Genomic DNA, 16700 nt, shown 5'->3' with positions numbered 1-16700 from the left:
CCTGAACGGATCGAGGTCCGCGGCCTGTGGCGTGTCAGTGCTCTCCGGAACCGGTCGTGCCGTCGATGGGGCCACCGGGTTCGTCCAGTTCACGGATCACCGCCTCGGCGATCAGACTCGCCTTCTCCTCGGGGATGTCGGCGCGCACGGCGTGGGCCACGATGGCCTTGGTGACGGCGTCGATGCGGTCCGCGGGAATGGCCGCGAGCACTGTGCCCGGGCCCGTCTCGGGTGCCTTGCGCATCCCCAGTCTCGTCAGGATCCATGCCCAGGACCGGTCCCACCAGGGCCGTGCGGCCTCGGTCAGCGAACCCACCGCCAGTTCGTGGAGGACGCTCAGGACTATGCCGGTGACGACGCCGACGGCGACGGCACCGAACCCCAGGGGGTGATCGGCGTCGGGTGTCCTGCTCCCGCGGTCGAAGAAGTCATCTCGCAGGTGGGGGTAGTGGGCCTTCTCGTCGGGCGCGCACTGGGTGACGACCGCCCTCGCGATGGAGTCGATCGTCTGCGGCCGGGGCGTGATGGTCACGTGTGGGTACCTTCGTGAGGGGAGTTCGACTCGGTACTCGGACGATGCTAGAGCTTTTCCGGTGACTGGTACCGCGCTTCGCGGAGAACGTGTGGACCAATCCGGAAGAGGTGCCCTCGCGGGGGACGGGGAGCCGGCGCGGCCCCTCCGCCGCGCGGCACGCCCGTGACCTGGGCCGCCCCGGAGTAACTCCTACAAGCTTCGGGGCTCGGTATCTGTCGGGCCTGGACTCCCGTCGGCGGGTCGGCATAACGGACAATGGGTGCGATCATCTCCCACACACTCCTCGGAGGGGACACACGCATGCCCGCCTTCGCGTCGACATCGGTCCAGTACAAGGGCCTGACCGCCCGCGATCTCGCGCTCATCGCCGTTTTCGCGGCGCTGATCGCCGCCCTGAGCGTCACGGTCGCCATTCCGATCCCGTTCTCCCCCGTCCCGATCACGCTCCAGACCCTCGGCATCATGCTCGCGCCCAGCCTCCTGGGCTGGAAGCGCGGCACCCTGGCCGTGGCGACCTTCCTCGTCCTGGGACTGGCCGGGCTCCCCCTGTTCGCGGGCGGACGCGGAGGTATCGCCGTCCTGGCGGCGCCCTCGGCCGGGTTCATCGTCAGCTGGGTGTTCGCCGCCCTGGTCATCGGGCTGCTCACCGACCTCATGGTGCGCCGCGGGAAGTACAGGTTCTGGCCCGGGCTGGGCATCAACGTGCTCGGCGGCATCGCCCTGATCTACGCGATCGGCGTCCCGTGGATGGCCGTGGCCCTCGGGGACGGCTTCCTCGCCGCCGGCTACTCCATGGCCGTCTACCTGCCCGGCGACCTGGTCAAGGCCGTGATCGCGGCCGCCATCGCCGCCACCGTCGCCCGTGCCTACCCCATCCCGCCGGCCGGGCGGCCGGTCGCCGCCGACACCGCCACGGAACGAGCCGAGGACGCCTGATGCTCCGCCTGGAGGGTGTCTCCCACTCCTACGACGGCCGCGTGGTCCTGCGCGACGTCACCCTCGACCTCGCCGAGCACCGCATCGGCGTGATCGGGGCCAACGGGTCGGGCAAATCCACGCTCGCCCGGACCCTCAACGGCCTCGTCGTCCCCGACGAGGGCCGGGTCCGTCTGGGGGAGTGGGACACCCGGCGCCACGCCCGGCGGATCCGCCGCCGGGTGGGGTTCGTCTTCTCCGACGCCGCCAACCAGATCGTCATGCCCACGGTCGCCGAGGACGTGGAGATCGGGCTGCGCCGGCTCCGGCTGGGCCGCGAGGAGACCGCCCGCCGGGTCGACGCCCTGCTGGAGCGGTTCGGCCTCGACGGCCACCGCGACCACCCCGGCCACCTGCTCTCCGGCGGACAGAAACAGCTGCTCGCGCTGGCCTCGGTGATGGCGACCGAACCCGCGATCCTGGTGTGCGACGAGCCCACCACCCTGCTCGACCTGCGCAACACGCGCATGGTGCACCGCACCCTCACCGGCCTCGAACAGCAGCTCATCCTGTTCACGCACGACCTCGACCTACTGGCCGACTTCGATCGCGTGCTGGTCGTCGACGAGGGCCGCGTGGTCTTCGACGGTCCCCCCGACGCCGCTGTGGCGGCCTACACCGACGGCATGCTCGACGAGGAGCGGGACGGGGCCGGCCGGTGACGGGCCTGTACGTTCCCGGCACCGGGGTGCTCTACCGCCTGACGGCCGGGACCAAACTGCTCGCGCTGCTGGCCGTGAGCGTGGTGATCATCGTCGCGGGCGACCCGCGGGTCAGCGTCGCCGCCCTGGCCGCCGCCCTGGCCGTGTACCCCCTGAGCGGACTGGGCGCGCGCCGCGCCTGGCACGTCCTACGGGTGATGTGGCCGTTCCTGCTGGCCATCGCGGTGTTCCAGACCCTGTTCGGCGACTGGCCCACGGCCGTGCGCCTGGTCGCCCAACTGGCCGCCCTGATTCTGCTCGCCAACGCCGTCACGCTCACCACACGGGTGCGGGAGATGCTCGACCTGTTCGAGCGCGCCGCCCGCCCGCTGCGGCACGTGGGCGTCGACCCGGACCGGGTGGCCCTGGTCCTGGCCCTGACCATCCGCTCGATCCCGATGGTGGCCACGGCCTGGCGGGCGGCCCGTGAGGGCTACGTGGCGCGGGGTCTGTCCGGACGGCCGCATCTGCTCGTGGTTCCGGTGATCGTGCAGCTGCTGCGGATGGCCGAGGCGACGGGTGAGGCGCTCGTCGCGCGGGGGATCGACGAGCCCGACCAGCCCTGAACGGGTGCGGGTGGCGATAGAACCCCGTTCTGAAAACGCATGATGTGCAATTGGTACCGATTCCGTCTCGGATGTGTTCGCCCGTCCGTGTTCGGGTGAATAATCGCAGGCACACTGCATCCCCCCGCCGTGCGAACGAATCGGTGATCGTGTGCCCTGGCGCATTCTCGGTGCATCTCGAGTCCGGCCGCCGGCGATCGTGGCCGCGGCACTGGTCGCGGCCATGGTGCTGACCGTGTCGGGTGCGGGATCGGCCTCGGTCGGTGCCCCCGCACCGGATCCGCGCCACCTGTCCGGCCTGCTCTCCGGACACGCGTTCACCCTGGTCCCCTTCGCCCCCGTCACCGTGCCGGCCACAGGCGGCTCCCCCCTGAGCGCGGAGGAACGCGCGGAGCTCACCGACCGGATCGACGACCTCGTCGCCCACTCCGGCGCGGACGTCGGACTCGCCGTCCAGGACCTGCGCACCGGCGCCGCCTACAGCTACGGGGCGCATGAGCCGATCTACACCGCGAGCGTCGTCAAGCTCAGCCTGGTGACCATGCTCCTGGCCCGCGCGCAGGAGGGAGGAGGCGAGCTCACCGCCGGGGAGCGCGCCCAGGCCGAGACGATGATCCGCTACAGCGACAACGACGTCACCGACGTCCTCTACCAGCGCAACGGGTTCACCGACGGCTTCGTCGAGGGAGCGCGGACCCTCGGACTGAGCGGCACCGAGCCCAACGCGTCCGGGGTGTGGGGGGCCACCCGCACCACCGCCGCCGACCAGATCCGCCTGCTGCGCGCCCTGTACACCGAGGACAGTCCGCTGTCGGAGGAGGACCGCGCCTTCGTGCTCGGCCTGATGGAGACGGTGGCCCCCGAACAGGGATGGGGCGTCTCGGCCGCGGCCGGGCCCGAGGACACCGTCGGGGTGAAGAACGGCTGGACGCCGCGCGCGTCCAACGACGGGCTCTGGAACGTCAACAGCGTCGGCTTCGTGGCCGGCCCCGAACGCGAGTACCTCGTGGCCGTCCTCACCGACGGCAACAGCGACTACGCCGCCGGGGTCGAACTCATCGAGTCCATGGTCTCCCTGGTCACCGAGACCCTGGAGGGGACGCAGACCGAGGAGTTCACCCGGTGAACCGGGAGCCCGGAGGGCGGCGCTCGTGCCGTGCCCTCCCCGGGCCCGCGCACGGCACCGACCCGGTGCCCCGACCGGACGAGCCGGACGGGGCACGCAGGGTGTTCGCGGGGGCGTGCCTAGTCGAGCGGGCCGCCGGCCACGTAGATGACCTGGCCGGAGACGAACCCGGCGTCCTCACCGGTCAGGAACGCGACCGTGTTGGCGACGTCGGCCGGGACGCCCGCGCGGCGCACGGGGATCTCCTTGGCCTTGAACTCCTTCATGGCGTCGAAGTCGATCCCGATGCGCTCGGCGGTGGCCCGCGTCATGTCGGTCTCGATGAACCCCGGGGCCACGGCGTTGCAGGTCACGCCGAACTTGCCGAGCTCGATCGCCAGGGTCTTGGTGAAGCCCTGCAGACCCGCCTTGGCCGCGGAGTAGTTGGCCTGGCCGCGGTTGCCCAGGGCGGAGGAGCTGGACAGGTTGACGATCCGGCCCCAGCTGTTCTCGGTCATGTGCGCCTGGGCGGCCTTGCTCATGAGGAAGGAGCCCCGCAGGTGCACGTTCATCACGGTGTCCCAGTCGTCCGGGGACATCTTGAAGAGCAGGTTGTCGCGCAGGACGCCCGCGTTGTTGACCAGGATCGCGGGCGGGCCGAGCCGCTCGGCGACGGTGGCGACCGCGGCGGTGACCTGGTCGGCGTCGGAGACGTCGCAGCCCACCGCGAGGGCCTTTCCACCGTCGGCGGTGATGCGGTCCACGACCTCCTGGGCGTCGGACTCCTTCAGGTCCAGCACGGCGACGGCCCGGCCCTCACGCGCCAGGCGCTCGGCGGTGGCGGCACCGATTCCGCGGGCCGCTCCGGTCACGATCGCCACACGAGGCGTTGGGGACATGTGAAACCTCCAGTAAGTCACGTGGTGGGCGCGTGCGAATCCTATCCGCATGCCTACCGGTCGGTACGCCTCCGGGGGTCCCCTAGGAGTTCGACCTGGCGGGCCCGGTCCGGCACTCCTACCTGGGATGGCGACAACCTCTCGATCTGGTATCGCGGTTTGCCTGCACATGGGCCGGAGGTGGCCTACGATTGCCGAACAGAGCCAAGATGCACGTGCATTCGATCCGTGCAGCGGCACACGCCCTCGACGGCAGCGCGGCGCCGGAGACGGCCACGTCGCATCAGTGAGGAGTGGATGGCATGGAGTGTGCGGAGGCGGTGGCGGAGCCGGCCGGGGGATGGTGGCTCAAGGTCCTGACGCACGGTTCCCGCCGTTGGAACACACCGGTCTGCGGCGACCGCCATGACGCGGTGACGTGGGGCCTGGAGTCCCAGCCCCACGCCGTGGGAGCCGCACGCGAGATTTCGGAGGCACTTCTCCGAGAATGGGACATGGAGTACTTGGCCGGAGATGTCGCGCTGGTGGTTTCCGAATTGGTCACCAATGCGGTGCGCCACGGCGGTCCGCTGGCCTTGACCAGGCGCAGCGCCGAGGGCATTCAGCTGTCCCTGATGCGCAGCGGGCGTGAATTCATCTGTGCCGTCCGGGACGGCGGAGATCGCCTGCCGAGCAGAAGGGAGCCGGATCCGACCGTGGAGGGCGGGAGGGGACTTGCCCTGGTGAGCGCTTTCGCGCGAGAGTGGGGTGTGATTCCCACACCGCCGGGCGGAAAGTTCGTTTGGGCGCAATTCGTGTGATCCGGGTGCCGTCGCCGCGGGCGCCGTCCCCGGGCCCACTGTGTCGACGATCGATGGACAGGTGCGTTGTGGGTCGCCGGACTTGTCGCATCGCACATCACGAGCGGTGGTGGCGGGGGGCAATGCGTCCATCGTGTACATGTAGTGTCGTGACCGCACGGCAGGGGTATCCGGCGGTTCCGGATACTCTTGTGGGGAATGACAGAGAGGCGGCGAACGTGGATATCGCTCGACTGCGCAAGGGGAGTGGCCCCACCGTGCGTCGCATGCTGCTTGGGCACGAGCTACGGAAGTATCGCGAACAGCGCGGTATCACGCGCGAGGACGCCGGGAACCGGATTCGGGCCTCGGCGTCGAAGATCAGCCGGATGGAACTGGGCCGGGTCGGATTCAAGCTGCGCGATATCGAGGACCTCCTCAAGATGTACGGGGTCTCCGACCGCACGGTGATCAAGCAATTCCTCGAAGTGGCCCGCGAATCCAACAAGCCCGGCTGGTGGAAGGAGTACGGCGACTCCCTCCACAAGTGGCTCGTGCGGTACGTCGGCTTCGAGGAGGCCGCCGACCACATCCGCATCTACGAGTCGCAGTTCGTCCCCGGCCTGCTCCAGACCGAGGAGTACGCGCGCGAGATCATCTCCGGCGGCGTCGAGACGGACATGGTCACCGAGCAGCGGATCGAGGCCAGACTCCAGAGACAGAAACGTCTGGACCGCGACCACGAGATGCGCATGTGGGTGATCCTGGACGAGGCGGCCGTGCGCCGGCCCATCGGCGGCAAGGCCCGCGGTCGGGAGATCATGCGCGGCCAGATCCGGCGGCTCATCGAGTTCTGCCGGGACTACGACAACATCACGCTGCAGATCATCCCCTTCGAGGTGGGCGCGCACGCGGCGGAGGCGGGTTCCTTCACCCTGCTGCGCTACTCGGAGTTCGAGCTGGCCGACCTCCTGTACCTGGAACAGCTCACCGACGGTGAGATCGTGGACCGGCGCAGTGTCGTGGAGGCCTACACCAAGGCGATGACCAGGCTCAGCGTCGCGGCGGCCACGCCGGACGAGACGCTGGAGCTGCTCGAGGAGATGCTGGAGGACCTGGAGAGGGACTGACACCCGTCGTGGGCCGTCCGTAGGACGCGCACGGGTGTGACACGAGGGTATGGGCTCGCCGCGGCGGGCCCTTCGTGTTCTCCGGTTCGATGGAAGGCTCCGCGGACGAGCTGGAGCGCTCCGTCATCGGCGTCGCGCGGTAGCTCCGCCCCTCACCGGCGGAGCCACCGCCGGAGCCTGACCCGAGGCACGCCCCCGGTGCGCCGCGGATCAGGTCCCGGCGGTGCTCGGCCGCCGGATCACTCGCGGCCGACGCCGACCCCGGGCACTCGTGCCCGGCCTGTCCGTGTGGGGCGGATCGAGGCCGATTCCACCGAGGCGGTGGTTCCCGCTATGCCCTGTGACGTCGTGCGTCCCCGTGGGCGAGGGGGACGCTCAACCCTCTACGGGAGGGTGTGATCGCACCGCAGGTGTCGGTTGAGGGCGCGAGCCCACCCGATGCGCGCAGCGCCCCAGTGGGTGGCGGTGGGCGACGGGTGGGCGGCGCGATCCAGCCGACACGGCCTAGCTGATCAGGTTGTCGAAGTCGCCGTCCTTCGCGCCGTGGATGAGGCAGTCGATCTCTTCCTGCGTGTAGACGAGCGCGGGACCCGAGGGGAAGCGCGAGTTGCGCACCGCGATGGAACCGTCGGCCAGACGAGCCATCTCCACGCAGGCTCCTTGGGAGTTGCTGCGCTTGGCCTTCTGCCAGGCGGCCTCGGTGAGCTCGGTGGCGCTGATCCCGTTGTGTGCGGTCATGGTCCTGCTCCTTCGAACGTGTGGGGAACGTGCGTGCCGATGCACTGCCAGATGCACGTGCATAAGCACCGGCACATTCACAAGCTTAGCGTGACCAACACCACCTGTCCCCGACTTTGGTTCGATGTAAGCGCGGTGTAACCCGATGGGAGTCCTGTGGTGACCCGGGACCAATGGGCCGAGGCGGGCGAACGTCCGATCCGCCCCGTATCGCAGGGGTGCGTACACGCACAAAGCCCCACCGATCCGGAGGGATCGGTGGGGCGCGCAAGGTGTGGAACCGGTGGTGCCGCGGGGCGGGCGGCCCCGTCCGGCATGGATCAGGAGCACTCCAGGGCGGTGGTCAGGGCCGCCAGGTTGCCGCGCATGATCGAGGGGTAGTCGTCGCCGGGGGAGTCCTCGGTGACGCCCTCCAGGGGGTCGAGCACCTCGACCTGGGCGCCGGACTCCGCGGCGATGGTGTCGGCGGTCGCGTCCGGCATCAGGGGCTCGGTGAAGACCGTGGTGATGCCGCGGTCCTCGACGATGTCGGAGATCGCCGCGATCTGCGAGGGCGAGGGCTCGCTGTCGGGGTCGACCCCGCTGACGCCGATCTGCTCCAGCCCGTAGGCGTCGGTCAGGTACGTGAACGCGGTGTGCCCGACGACCACCTCGTCGTGGGCGCAGGAGGCGAGGCCGTCCTCGTACTCCTGGCCGATCGCGACCAGTTCGGCGGTCACGGCCTCGGCGTTCTCCTCGTAGGCCGCCGCCCCGTCCGGGTCGACCTCGGCCATGCGCTCGGCGAGCGCGGTGGCGGTCTGGGACATCAGGTCGACGTCGAGCCAGAAGTGCGGGTCGAACTCGCCGTGGTCGTGCGCGTCCTCCCCGCCCTCCTCCGCGTGGGCTTCCTCTTCCTCGTGGGCCTCTTCGTCCTCATGGGCGTGCTCGTCCTCATGAGCGTGTTCATCCTCGTGGGCGTGCTCGTCGCCCTCCTCGTCCTCGTGCGCCTCCTCCTCGGGGTCGGCGGGGCGCAGTTCGACGATGTCGGCGACGTCGAGGGCGGCCTCGGCGGCCTCCTGCTCGACGGCCTGGTCCACCGCGGGCTGGAGGCCGGAGACGGAGAGGGCGATGTCGGCCTCGCTCACCTGGCCGACCTGTCGACCGGTCAGCTCCAGGTCGTGCGGCTCGACGCCGGGTTCGGTGAGCTGGACGACGGAGGCGCGGTCGCCGCCGACCTCCGTGGCCAGCCACTCCAGGGGGTAGACGCCCGTGACCACGGTCAGGGCGGCGTCGGCGGGCTCGGCCCCGGACGCTTCCTCCCCGCCGCCGCCGCACGCCGCCAGTGTCATCATGGCGGCGCCGAGGGCGGCCGCACGCAAGGTTGTCCCAGTTCGCATGGGTCCATCATCGGGAAAATGAAAACGGTTGTCAATTTGTCCGCATTCGAGCGGCTCCCGATCGGCTCCCGAAGAGCCCTCCGCCGGCCCGGCCGTACGCCTCAGGTGGACCCGGCCGTGTGCCTCAGGTGGTGAACCCGCGCACCGGCCTCAGTTGGACTCGGCGAAGCGCTCCACGTCCTCGGTGCGCCCCGCGACCACGATCAGGTCGCCCTTGTGCAGCACGGTCTCCTCGGTGGCGTACGTGAACGGCTCGCCCAGCCGCTTGACCGAGACCACCGTGATCCCGTACTTGTGCCGGACCCGGGTCTCGCGCAGGGACTTGCCGAGCAGCTCTCGGGGCGCCTTGGTCTTGCCGAGGGAGAAGCCCTCCTCCAGCTCCACGTAGTCCAGCATCCGCCCCGACACCAGGTGGGCCACGCGCTCACCCATGTCGTGCTCGGGCAGGACCACGTGGTGGGCGCCGACCTGTTCCAGGATCCGGCCGTGGCGCCGGCTGACGGCCTTCGCCCAGATGTCCGGCACGCCCAGGTCGACCAGCTGGGAGGTCGCCAGGATGCTCTCCTCCAGATGCGTGCCGATCGCGACCACGGCGTGGCTGAACTGCGAGGCGCCGATCTGGCGGAGCGCCTCGTCGTCGGTGGCGTCGGCGATGACGGTGTGGGTCAGGGCGTCCGAGAACATCTGGACCAGCCGCGGGCTGGAGTCCATGCCCAGCACCTCCCAGCCGTGGTTGACCAGCTCCAGGGACATGGAACTGCCGAAGCGGCCCAACCCGATCACCAGGATGCGTTTGTCGGACACCTTCTTGCTGTGCGGCACGTGGCCTCTCCTCGTCAATCTCAGCCGATCATCGGCCGCGCTTCGGCGAAATCGTAGCGGCGCTTGCGTTCACGGAACGCCAGCGCGGTCACGAACGTGATGGGTCCCATGCGCCCGGCCATCATCAGGACCGCGATCAGGCTCTGTGCCCAGGGGGCCAAATCAGGGGTGATGCCCATGGACAATCCGACCACACCCACGGCGGAGACCACTTCGAACAGGGTCTCCATGAAGGTGAACGGCGTCGTGTGCAGGAAGAACACCGTCGTGACGGCGACCACGGTCATCGACAGGAAGGTCAGGCTCAACGACTGCCGGATGACGTCGGGCGCCAGCCGGCGGTCGAACACGTGCACCCGGTCGTGCGCGCGCACGTCGGACCACACCACCAGGAACAGCACGGCCAGAGTCGCGACCTTGATGCCCCCCGCGGTCCCGGCGCTGCCGTTGCCGACGAACATCATCATGATCGTGAGCAGCAGCGTGGAGTCGTTCATGGCCCCGGTATCGGTGGCGTTGAAGCCGCCGCTGCGCGGCATGACGCCGTGGAAGATCCCGTCGGTGATCCGGGCCCACCAGTGCAGCCCGCCGAGCGTGTCCGGGTTGTTCCACTCCATGAGGATGATCAGGACGGCCGTGACGCCGAAGAGCAGTCCACTGGTGATGATCGTGAGCTTGGAGTGCAGTGACCAGTGCTCGGGCGTACGCCAGTGGTGGCGCATCTCGATGAGGATGGGGAACCCGATGCCGCCGAGGATCACGGCGGCCGCGATGGGCATGAGGACGATCGCGTCACCGGAGAAACGGGACATGCTCTCGTCGTAGAGCGAGAGCCCCGCGTTGTTGAACGCGGAGATGGAGTGGAACAGGCCGGAGTAGGCGGCGTCCCCGAGCGGGATGCCGTGGCCCAGCCACATGCGCGGCGTGATGATCAGGAACACCAGCGCTTCCATGACCAGGCACACCTTGACCACGCGGGGCACGATCCCGCCGACGTCGCCCACCGCGAGGGCCCGGTTCTCCGCCTGCACGTTCAGGGTCATGCGCAGGCTGAACCTCTGCACGACGGCGACGCCCAGCAGGGAGGCCAGGGTCATGATGCCGATGCCGCCGACCTGGATCAGGGCCAGGACCACGACGTGGCCGAACGTGGTGAGGTCGCCGCCGATGGAGATGACCGACAGGCCGCACACCGCCAGCGAGGTCGTCGCGGTGAAGAACGCCTCGACGAAGGTCAGGCCCTCCGCGCGGGTGGAGGCGGCCGGAGTCATGAGCAGGAGCGTGCCCAGCGCGTCGACGGCGACGAACATGACGAGGAAGGCGCGCGCGGGCTTGTCCCACGCCGACCGGGGCCGGACCAGCGCCTGCTCGAAGCGGCGCCGTCTGCGCAGCGTGAACGTGGAACGCAGTTCGGACAGGCGGCGGCCGACCACAGCCCTCCACAGTGCGGCTCGGTCGCGCGTCGCGTCGGACACCCACCTCATTGTCCCGTATCCACCCAAACCTCCGTGTCACGTCCTCCGGACCGGATCGATTCTGCCAGTTGGGAGGGAGTGCGTGGCACGGGGCCCGCCGGAGGGTACCGGGGTGTGACCAGGCCGTGGGGGCAGGGCGGGCAGGTCGTGGGCCGCGGGCGGCCCGGGCGGCGTTCCCGGATGACCCTCTCAGGCCCCAGGCGTCCCGAGTGCCTCAGGCGTGGTCGGCGCCCTCGTGGTCGGCGTGGCCGGGCGGTTCGAGCTGCAGGGTGGAGTGCTCGACGTCGAAGTGCCCGGCCAGGCATCCGTGCAGTTCGTCCAGCATCCGGCCGGTGTCCTTGAGGTCGTCCTCGGCCACCACCACGTGCGCCGACATGACCGGGACCCCGGAGGTGATGGTCCAGGCGTGCAGGTCGTGGACGTCGATGACGGCGGGGTGGCCGAGGAGGTGGCCCCGTACCTCGTCCAGGTCCATGCCCTTGGGCGCGGCCTCCAGCAGGATGTGCACGGCGTCGCGCAGGAGCGACCAGGCGCGGGGGACGATGATGGCGGCGATGACCAGGGAGACCACGGTGTCGGCCTGGGCCCAGCCGGTGATCCAGACCACCAGGCCGCCGACGATGACGCCCACGGAGGCCAGCGCGTCACCCAGGACCTCGACGTAGGCGCTCTTGACGTTGAGGCTCTCCTTGGCGCCGCCGCGCAGCACGAACAGCCCGACGATGTTGATGACCAGGCCGAAGGCGGCCACGGCCACCATCCCGAGTCCGGACACGGGCGCGGGGGACTGGAGCCGTTCGACCGCCTCCACCACGATGAACCCGCACAGGCCGAACAGGACCAGCGCGTTGACGGCGGCGGCGAGGATCTCCGCGCGCTGGAAGCCGAAGGTCCGCTGGGTGGTGGCGGGACGGCCCGCGATCCACACGGCCACCAGGGCCAGGGCGACGCCGAGGGAGTCGGTCACGGTGTGGCCGGCGTCGGCGAGCAGGGCGAGGCTGCCGCTGAACGCGGCGCCCACGACCTGGACGACGGCGACGGAGAGCATGAGGGCGAGGACGATGGCCAGCCTCGAACGGTTGGCCGCCCCCGCCGTCGTCATGCCGTGGCCGTGTCCGTGTCCCGCACCCATCGGTTCCCCCGTCGTCTCGGTCCGTCGGCCGCCGTGCACCCGTGTCCGTGCCCACCGCACGGACAGTTCAGTCACGACTGTTTATACAGTCCCGGCTGTCTATACAGCAAGTTATGTACAATGATTTTCATGTTGACCGCCGAGCAGCGCCTCTCCGCCATCCACCGCCTCGGCCGCGCGCTGTCGGATCCCACGCGCAGCCGGCTCCTCCTCGCCCTCCTCGACGGGCCGCACTATCCGGCGGGACTGGCCGACCAGCTCGGGCTGACGCGCCAGAACGTCTCCAACCACCTAGCCTGCCTGCGCGACTGCGGTCTGGTGCGCACCCACGCCCGGGGCCGCCAGGTCAGCTACGAGCTGGTCGACGACTCCCTCGCGCACGCGCTCGACGACCTGCTGCGGGTGGTGTGGGGCACCGCGCAGCCGCACGAGCCCCTCGAGGAGCGCGCGCCGAGCGCCTGACGTTCGTCGGTCCGCCCGGTGGTCGGTTGACCGGGTGAATGACGCTATTCGCGCCGCGCGTCGAATGCGGTTCGTGTTGACGCAGAGTTCCCGGCCGTGTCATTCGGGTATGCGAAACGACGTCGAAGGCGTTCCGGGGTGGAAAAGGAATGTGACGCGCATTACTATTGCGCACGGTCGCCCGCCTGAGAAGCGCCACGTCGCACAGGGGAATCCGAGGAATCCGGAGAGCGGCTCCGACTTTCGTCGGGGCCGACCCTGACAGAAGACTGACGCGACCCTGAGACTTCCCTGAACCACGCCCGTTGGGCTCAACTTCCGATATGTCGCGAAGTAAGGTGAGAAGCGCGCCCGGCGGATGCACCGCCCGCGAGCGCGGGCCCGGCACCCGGGCTCGGGGCCTGCATCCCCCACACAACTTTCGAGGACCGGTCACGCGATCGGAGCACCGGCCTGCGCGGGCGACCCCGCCCGCGGCACCGTCCGGTCCGGCGGTCCATACGGCAGCGAACTAGGAGCGAGAAACTCTCATGTCCAGATCGGCCATCAGGGTCCGTGGAACGGGCCGTTCCCCCGTGGGGACGACCCGCCACACCACGAAGGGAGCGACCACATGAACCGACTCTCGGTCGTGTCGCTCGGCAACCGGGCGCTGGTCCTCCTCATCACTCTGGCCATCCTCTTCTTCGGGGTCCTCGCGGCCATGTCGGCCAAGCGCGAGCTCTTCCCGGAGTTCTCGCTGCCGATGGTCATGGTCACCGCGTCCTATGAGGGCGCCACCCCCACGGTCGTGGAGGGACAGGTCACCGAACCGCTGGAGCAGGCCGTCCAGGGCGTCGAGGGCGTCACCGCGGTCAACTCCACGAGCAGCACCGGCTCCGCCCAGATCATGGCGGAGTTCGACTACGGCCAGGACCAGGACGCGCTCGTGCGCGAGACCCAGGTCGCGGTCGACCAGGCCGCAGGGTTCCTGCCCGACGAGGTCGACGCCAACGTCATGTCCATGAGCACGGACATGTTCCCCGTGGTCATGCTCGCCGCGAGCACCGAGAGCGGCGACGAGCAGGCCATGGCCGCCACCATCGAGAACGTGCTCCTGCCCGAGCTGGAGTCCGTGCCCGGCGTGCGCGCCGCGAACCTCACCGGCGTGCCCGGCGAGGACGTCGAGGTCGTCCTGGACGAGGACGAGATGGAGGACGCCGGCGTCACCTCGAACGACGTCACCCAGGCGTTGGAGTCCAGCGGCCTGCTCATGGCCGGCGGCTCCATCGACGAGGACGGCCGCTCCCTGAGCGTCACCACCGGTGAGCAGCTCACCTCCCTGGAGGCCGTCGAGGACCTGTGGCTGCAGCCGCAGCAGGGTGTCGACCAGTCGGCGGCGGTCCCCGGGGCGCCCCCGGCCGCCGCGCCCGAGCCCGTCCAGATCGGCGACGTCGCCGAGGTCGAGCTCGTCTCCCAGGACTCCGGCAGCATCGCCCGCCTGGACGGCGACCCCAGCATCGCGCTGATGATCATGGCCATGCCCGACGGCAACACCGTCGAGATCTCCGAGGGCATCGAGAAGGTCCTGGACGAACAGGCCGACGTGCTCGGCGACGACATCAACGTCTCCGTCGTCTTCGACCAGGCGCCGTTCATCAACGACTCCATCACCGACATGTTCGAGGCCGGCGGCTACGGCCTGGTCGCCTCGGTCATCGTCATCCTGGTGTTCCTGCTGTCCATCCGCTCCACGCTGGTCATCGCGGTCTCGATCCCGGCCTCCCTGCTGGTGTCCTTCCTGGGCATGCAGGCGTTCGGGTTCACCCTGAACATGCTGACCATGGCGGCGATCACGATCGCCATCGGTCGTGTCGTGGACGACTCCATCGTGGTGTTGGAGAACATCCGGCGCCACATGGACTACGGCAAGGAACGCATGACCGCGGTCAAGGACGGTGTGCGCGAGGTCGCCACCGCCGTGGCCTCGTCCTCCTTCGCCACCATCGCCGTCTTCCTGCCGCTGGCCTTCGTCGGCGGCATGGTGGGCGAGCTCTTCACGCCCTTCGCCGTGACCAGCAGCCTGGCGCTGGCCGCCTCGCTGCTCGTGGCCCTCACCATCACGCCGGTGCTGTGCTACTGGTTCCTGCGCCCGCGGGAGGTCGGCGACGTCTCCCAGGAGGAGCTCGAGCGCCAGGAGAGCGAGCGCGAGAAGCGCCGTCCGCTCCAGCGCATGTACCTCCCGGTCATCCGGTGGATCACCACCAAGCGCAAGAGCGCCACGGCGATCACGCTCGCCGCGGCGGTCGTCATCGTCGGTGGAACGGTCGCCATGGCCACCACCGCGGAGACCGACTGGCTCGGCCAGGCCGAGGAGAACACCTACCTGGCCGTCCAGGAGCTCGAGCCCGGCACGTCGCTGGACACCGCCGACGAGGAGGCCGCCAAGGTCGAGGACGTCCTGGCCGGGATGGCCTGGATCGACTCCTACCAGGTCAGTGTCGGTGGCAACGACCCGATGATGGGCGGAGGATCCGACGAGATCTCCTACACCATCACGGCCGACCCCGAGACCGACCAGCTGCGCAACCGCGAGGTGCTGCGCGACGCGTTCGCCGACATCGACACCGAGCACGAGCCGCGTCTGGACTCCTCCGGCGGCATGGGCGCCACGTCCGACATCGACGTCCAGGTCACCGCGGAGGACCAGCAGACCCTGACCGAGGCCACGGACCTGGTCGAGCAGGAGCTGGACGGGATCGACGGCGTCGCCGACGTCGTCAACGGGGTCGCCGCCTCGCAGGCCGCCCTGGAGGTCCGCGTCGACGCCGAGGAAGCGGCCGACCAGGGCATGTCCGAGGCGATGGTCGGCCAGGCGGTCACCGCGGCCTTCCAGGGCCAGCGCGTGGGCACCGCCACCCTCGACGACGCCCGCCACGACGTGGTGGTCCGCGTCCAGGAGGCGCCGGAGTCCGTGAACGAGCTGGAGGAGCTGCCGCTCGTCACGCCCACGGGGGAGGAGATCGAGCTCTCCGAGGTCGCCGAGGTCGAAGAGGTGCTCCAGGCGCCCGAGCTGACCCGTGTGGACGGAGTGACCAGCGCCAGCGTGTCGGCCACCGTCACCGGATCCCTGGGTACGGTCAGCGCCGAGGTCATGGAGGCCGTGGACGGATTGGACCTGCCCTCGGGTGCCTCCGCCACCATCGGCGGCGCCAGCGAGGACCAGACCGAGGGCTTCATGCAGCTCGGCCTGGCGCTGCTCGCCGCGATCGTGATCTGCTACCTGATCATGGTGGCGACGTTCAAGAGCCTGATCCAGCCGCTGCTGCTGCTGATCTCGGTGCCCTTCGCGGCCACCGGTTCGCTCGGCCTGCTGCTGCTGACCGGTACCCCGGTCGGCGCCGCGGCGCTGATCGGCATGGTGATGCTCATCGGCATCGTCATCACCAACGCCATCGTCCTGATGGACCTGATCAACCAGAACCGCAACAAGGGCATGGAGCTGAGCGAGGCGATCGTCGAAGGGGCCCGGCACCGTCTGCGCCCGATCCTGATGACGGCGGCGGGGACCATCGCGGCCCTGATGCCCATGGCCACCGGTCTCGCCGGCGGCGGAGCGTTCGTCTCGGCCCCGGTCGCGATCGTGGTGATCGGCGGACTGGTGTCCTCCACGCTGCTGACGCTGATCCTGGTCCCGGTCCTCTACCAGCTGGTGGAGCGGGGCAAGGAGCGCCGGGCCGACAAGCGGGAGCGGCGCCGCGAGCGTCGCGCCGCCCGCCGGAACCAGGCGCGGTCGGTCTCCGCGGCCGGTGAGGCGGGGGAGTCCGACGGCGGAGGCGGTGCGTCCGAGCGCGCCGAGGAGCCGGTCGGCCGCTGACCGTTCGATCGTTCGACCGTGAGGGCGTCCCGTGCACAGCGCGGGGCGCCCTTGGTCGTGTCGGGACTTCGCCCGCGGCGCGCTTCGGTCCGTCTTCGGTCCGTTTTCGCTTCGGGCCCGGGGCGCCGGGAGCCGGGTCTGCCCGGCGT

General features: G+C 69.9%; 15 protein-coding genes. 8 read left to right on the top strand and 7 right to left on the bottom strand.

The window, feature by feature from the left end; translation table 11 throughout:
* Nucleotides 1-34 precede the first annotated feature (34 nt).
* Complete coding sequence (locus tag DFP74_RS30345) at nt 35-532, bottom strand: hypothetical protein (protein WP_121187046.1); 498 nt, start codon at nt 530-532, stop codon at nt 35-37.
* 303 nt (nt 533-835) lie between these two features.
* On the opposite strand from DFP74_RS30345, the gene DFP74_RS30340 reads away from it, so the two are divergent.
* The 4 genes from DFP74_RS30340 to DFP74_RS30325 all read left to right on the top strand — a co-directional run bounded on the left by DFP74_RS30340 (nt 836) and on the right by DFP74_RS30325 (nt 3903).
* A complete protein-coding gene (locus tag DFP74_RS30340; protein WP_121188626.1) occupies nt 836-1471 on the top strand; it encodes a biotin transporter BioY in 636 nt (211 codons plus the stop codon).
* On the top strand, nt 1471-2172 hold the full coding sequence (locus DFP74_RS30335; RefSeq protein WP_121187044.1) for an energy-coupling factor ABC transporter ATP-binding protein: 702 nt from the start codon (nt 1471-1473) through the stop codon (nt 2170-2172). The genes DFP74_RS30340 and DFP74_RS30335 overlap by 1 nt, the downstream gene beginning before the upstream one ends.
* Entirely contained in the window at nt 2169-2777 is a 609-nt protein-coding gene (locus tag DFP74_RS30330) for an energy-coupling factor transporter transmembrane protein EcfT (RefSeq protein WP_121187042.1), read from the top strand. Before DFP74_RS30335 ends, DFP74_RS30330 begins: the two co-directional genes overlap by 4 nt.
* A gap of 199 nt (nt 2778-2976) precedes the next feature.
* On the top strand, nt 2977-3903 hold the full coding sequence (locus DFP74_RS30325; protein ID WP_233571233.1) for a serine hydrolase: 927 nt from the start codon (nt 2977-2979) through the stop codon (nt 3901-3903).
* Between the two features lie 119 nt (nt 3904-4022).
* Here DFP74_RS30325 and fabG read toward each other — a convergent pair whose 3' ends face one another.
* The gene (gene fabG, locus DFP74_RS30320; RefSeq protein ID WP_199725828.1) at nt 4023-4781 is read right to left on the bottom strand and encodes a 3-oxoacyl-ACP reductase FabG; all 759 of its coding nucleotides are present in this window, start codon (nt 4779-4781) and stop codon (nt 4023-4025) included.
* A gap of 302 nt (nt 4782-5083) precedes the next feature.
* Here fabG and DFP74_RS30315 point away from each other — a divergent pair, with 302 nt between their 5' ends.
* Nucleotides 5084-5581 carry an ATP-binding protein gene (locus tag DFP74_RS30315; RefSeq protein WP_121187038.1) on the top strand — a complete coding sequence of 166 codons (498 nt, stop codon included), beginning with the start codon at nt 5084-5086 and terminating at the stop codon, nt 5579-5581.
* A 266-nt stretch (nt 5582-5847) separates the two neighbouring features.
* On the top strand, nt 5848-6690 hold the full coding sequence (locus tag DFP74_RS30310; protein ID WP_121187036.1) for a helix-turn-helix transcriptional regulator: 843 nt from the start codon (nt 5848-5850) through the stop codon (nt 6688-6690).
* 504 nt (nt 6691-7194) lie between these two features.
* Here the strand turns inward: DFP74_RS30310 and DFP74_RS30305 are convergent.
* The 5 genes from DFP74_RS30305 to DFP74_RS30285 form a co-directional block, all read right to left on the bottom strand.
* Nucleotides 7195-7428 carry a DUF397 domain-containing protein gene (locus DFP74_RS30305; protein WP_121187034.1) on the bottom strand — a complete coding sequence of 78 codons (234 nt, stop codon included), beginning with the start codon at nt 7426-7428 and terminating at the stop codon, nt 7195-7197.
* A gap of 320 nt (nt 7429-7748) precedes the next feature.
* Nucleotides 7749-8804: a metal ABC transporter substrate-binding protein gene (locus DFP74_RS30300; protein WP_121187032.1), complete on the bottom strand. Its 1056-nt coding sequence runs from the start codon at nt 8802-8804 to the stop codon at nt 7749-7751.
* A gap of 150 nt (nt 8805-8954) precedes the next feature.
* The gene (locus DFP74_RS30295; RefSeq protein ID WP_121187030.1) at nt 8955-9626 is read right to left on the bottom strand and encodes a TrkA family potassium uptake protein; all 672 of its coding nucleotides are present in this window, start codon (nt 9624-9626) and stop codon (nt 8955-8957) included.
* Nucleotides 9627-9646: 20 nt separating this feature from the next.
* Complete coding sequence (locus DFP74_RS30290) at nt 9647-11110, bottom strand: TrkH family potassium uptake protein (RefSeq protein WP_121187028.1); 1464 nt, start codon at nt 11108-11110, stop codon at nt 9647-9649.
* A gap of 205 nt (nt 11111-11315) precedes the next feature.
* The gene (locus tag DFP74_RS30285; RefSeq protein WP_121187026.1) at nt 11316-12233 is read right to left on the bottom strand and encodes a cation diffusion facilitator family transporter; all 918 of its coding nucleotides are present in this window, start codon (nt 12231-12233) and stop codon (nt 11316-11318) included.
* A 129-nt stretch (nt 12234-12362) separates the two neighbouring features.
* Here DFP74_RS30285 and DFP74_RS30280 point away from each other — a divergent pair, with 129 nt between their 5' ends.
* Together DFP74_RS30280 and DFP74_RS30275 are read left to right on the top strand one after the other, a co-directional pair.
* Nucleotides 12363-12695 (top strand): helix-turn-helix transcriptional regulator, encoded by a 333-nt coding sequence (locus DFP74_RS30280; protein WP_121187024.1) that lies wholly within the window; start codon nt 12363-12365, stop codon nt 12693-12695.
* Nucleotides 12696-13308: 613 nt separating this feature from the next.
* Nucleotides 13309-16551: an efflux RND transporter permease subunit gene (locus DFP74_RS30275; RefSeq protein ID WP_121187022.1), complete on the top strand. Its 3243-nt coding sequence runs from the start codon at nt 13309-13311 to the stop codon at nt 16549-16551.
* Nucleotides 16552-16700 lie beyond the last annotated feature (149 nt).

The organism is Nocardiopsis sp. Huas11 (assembly GCF_003634495.1).
In the GTDB taxonomy this organism is placed as follows: Bacteria; Actinomycetota; Actinomycetes; order Streptosporangiales; family Streptosporangiaceae; genus Nocardiopsis.
Note: the sequence above shows the minus strand (reverse complement) of the source record. Positions and strands in the feature narration are given on the sequence as shown.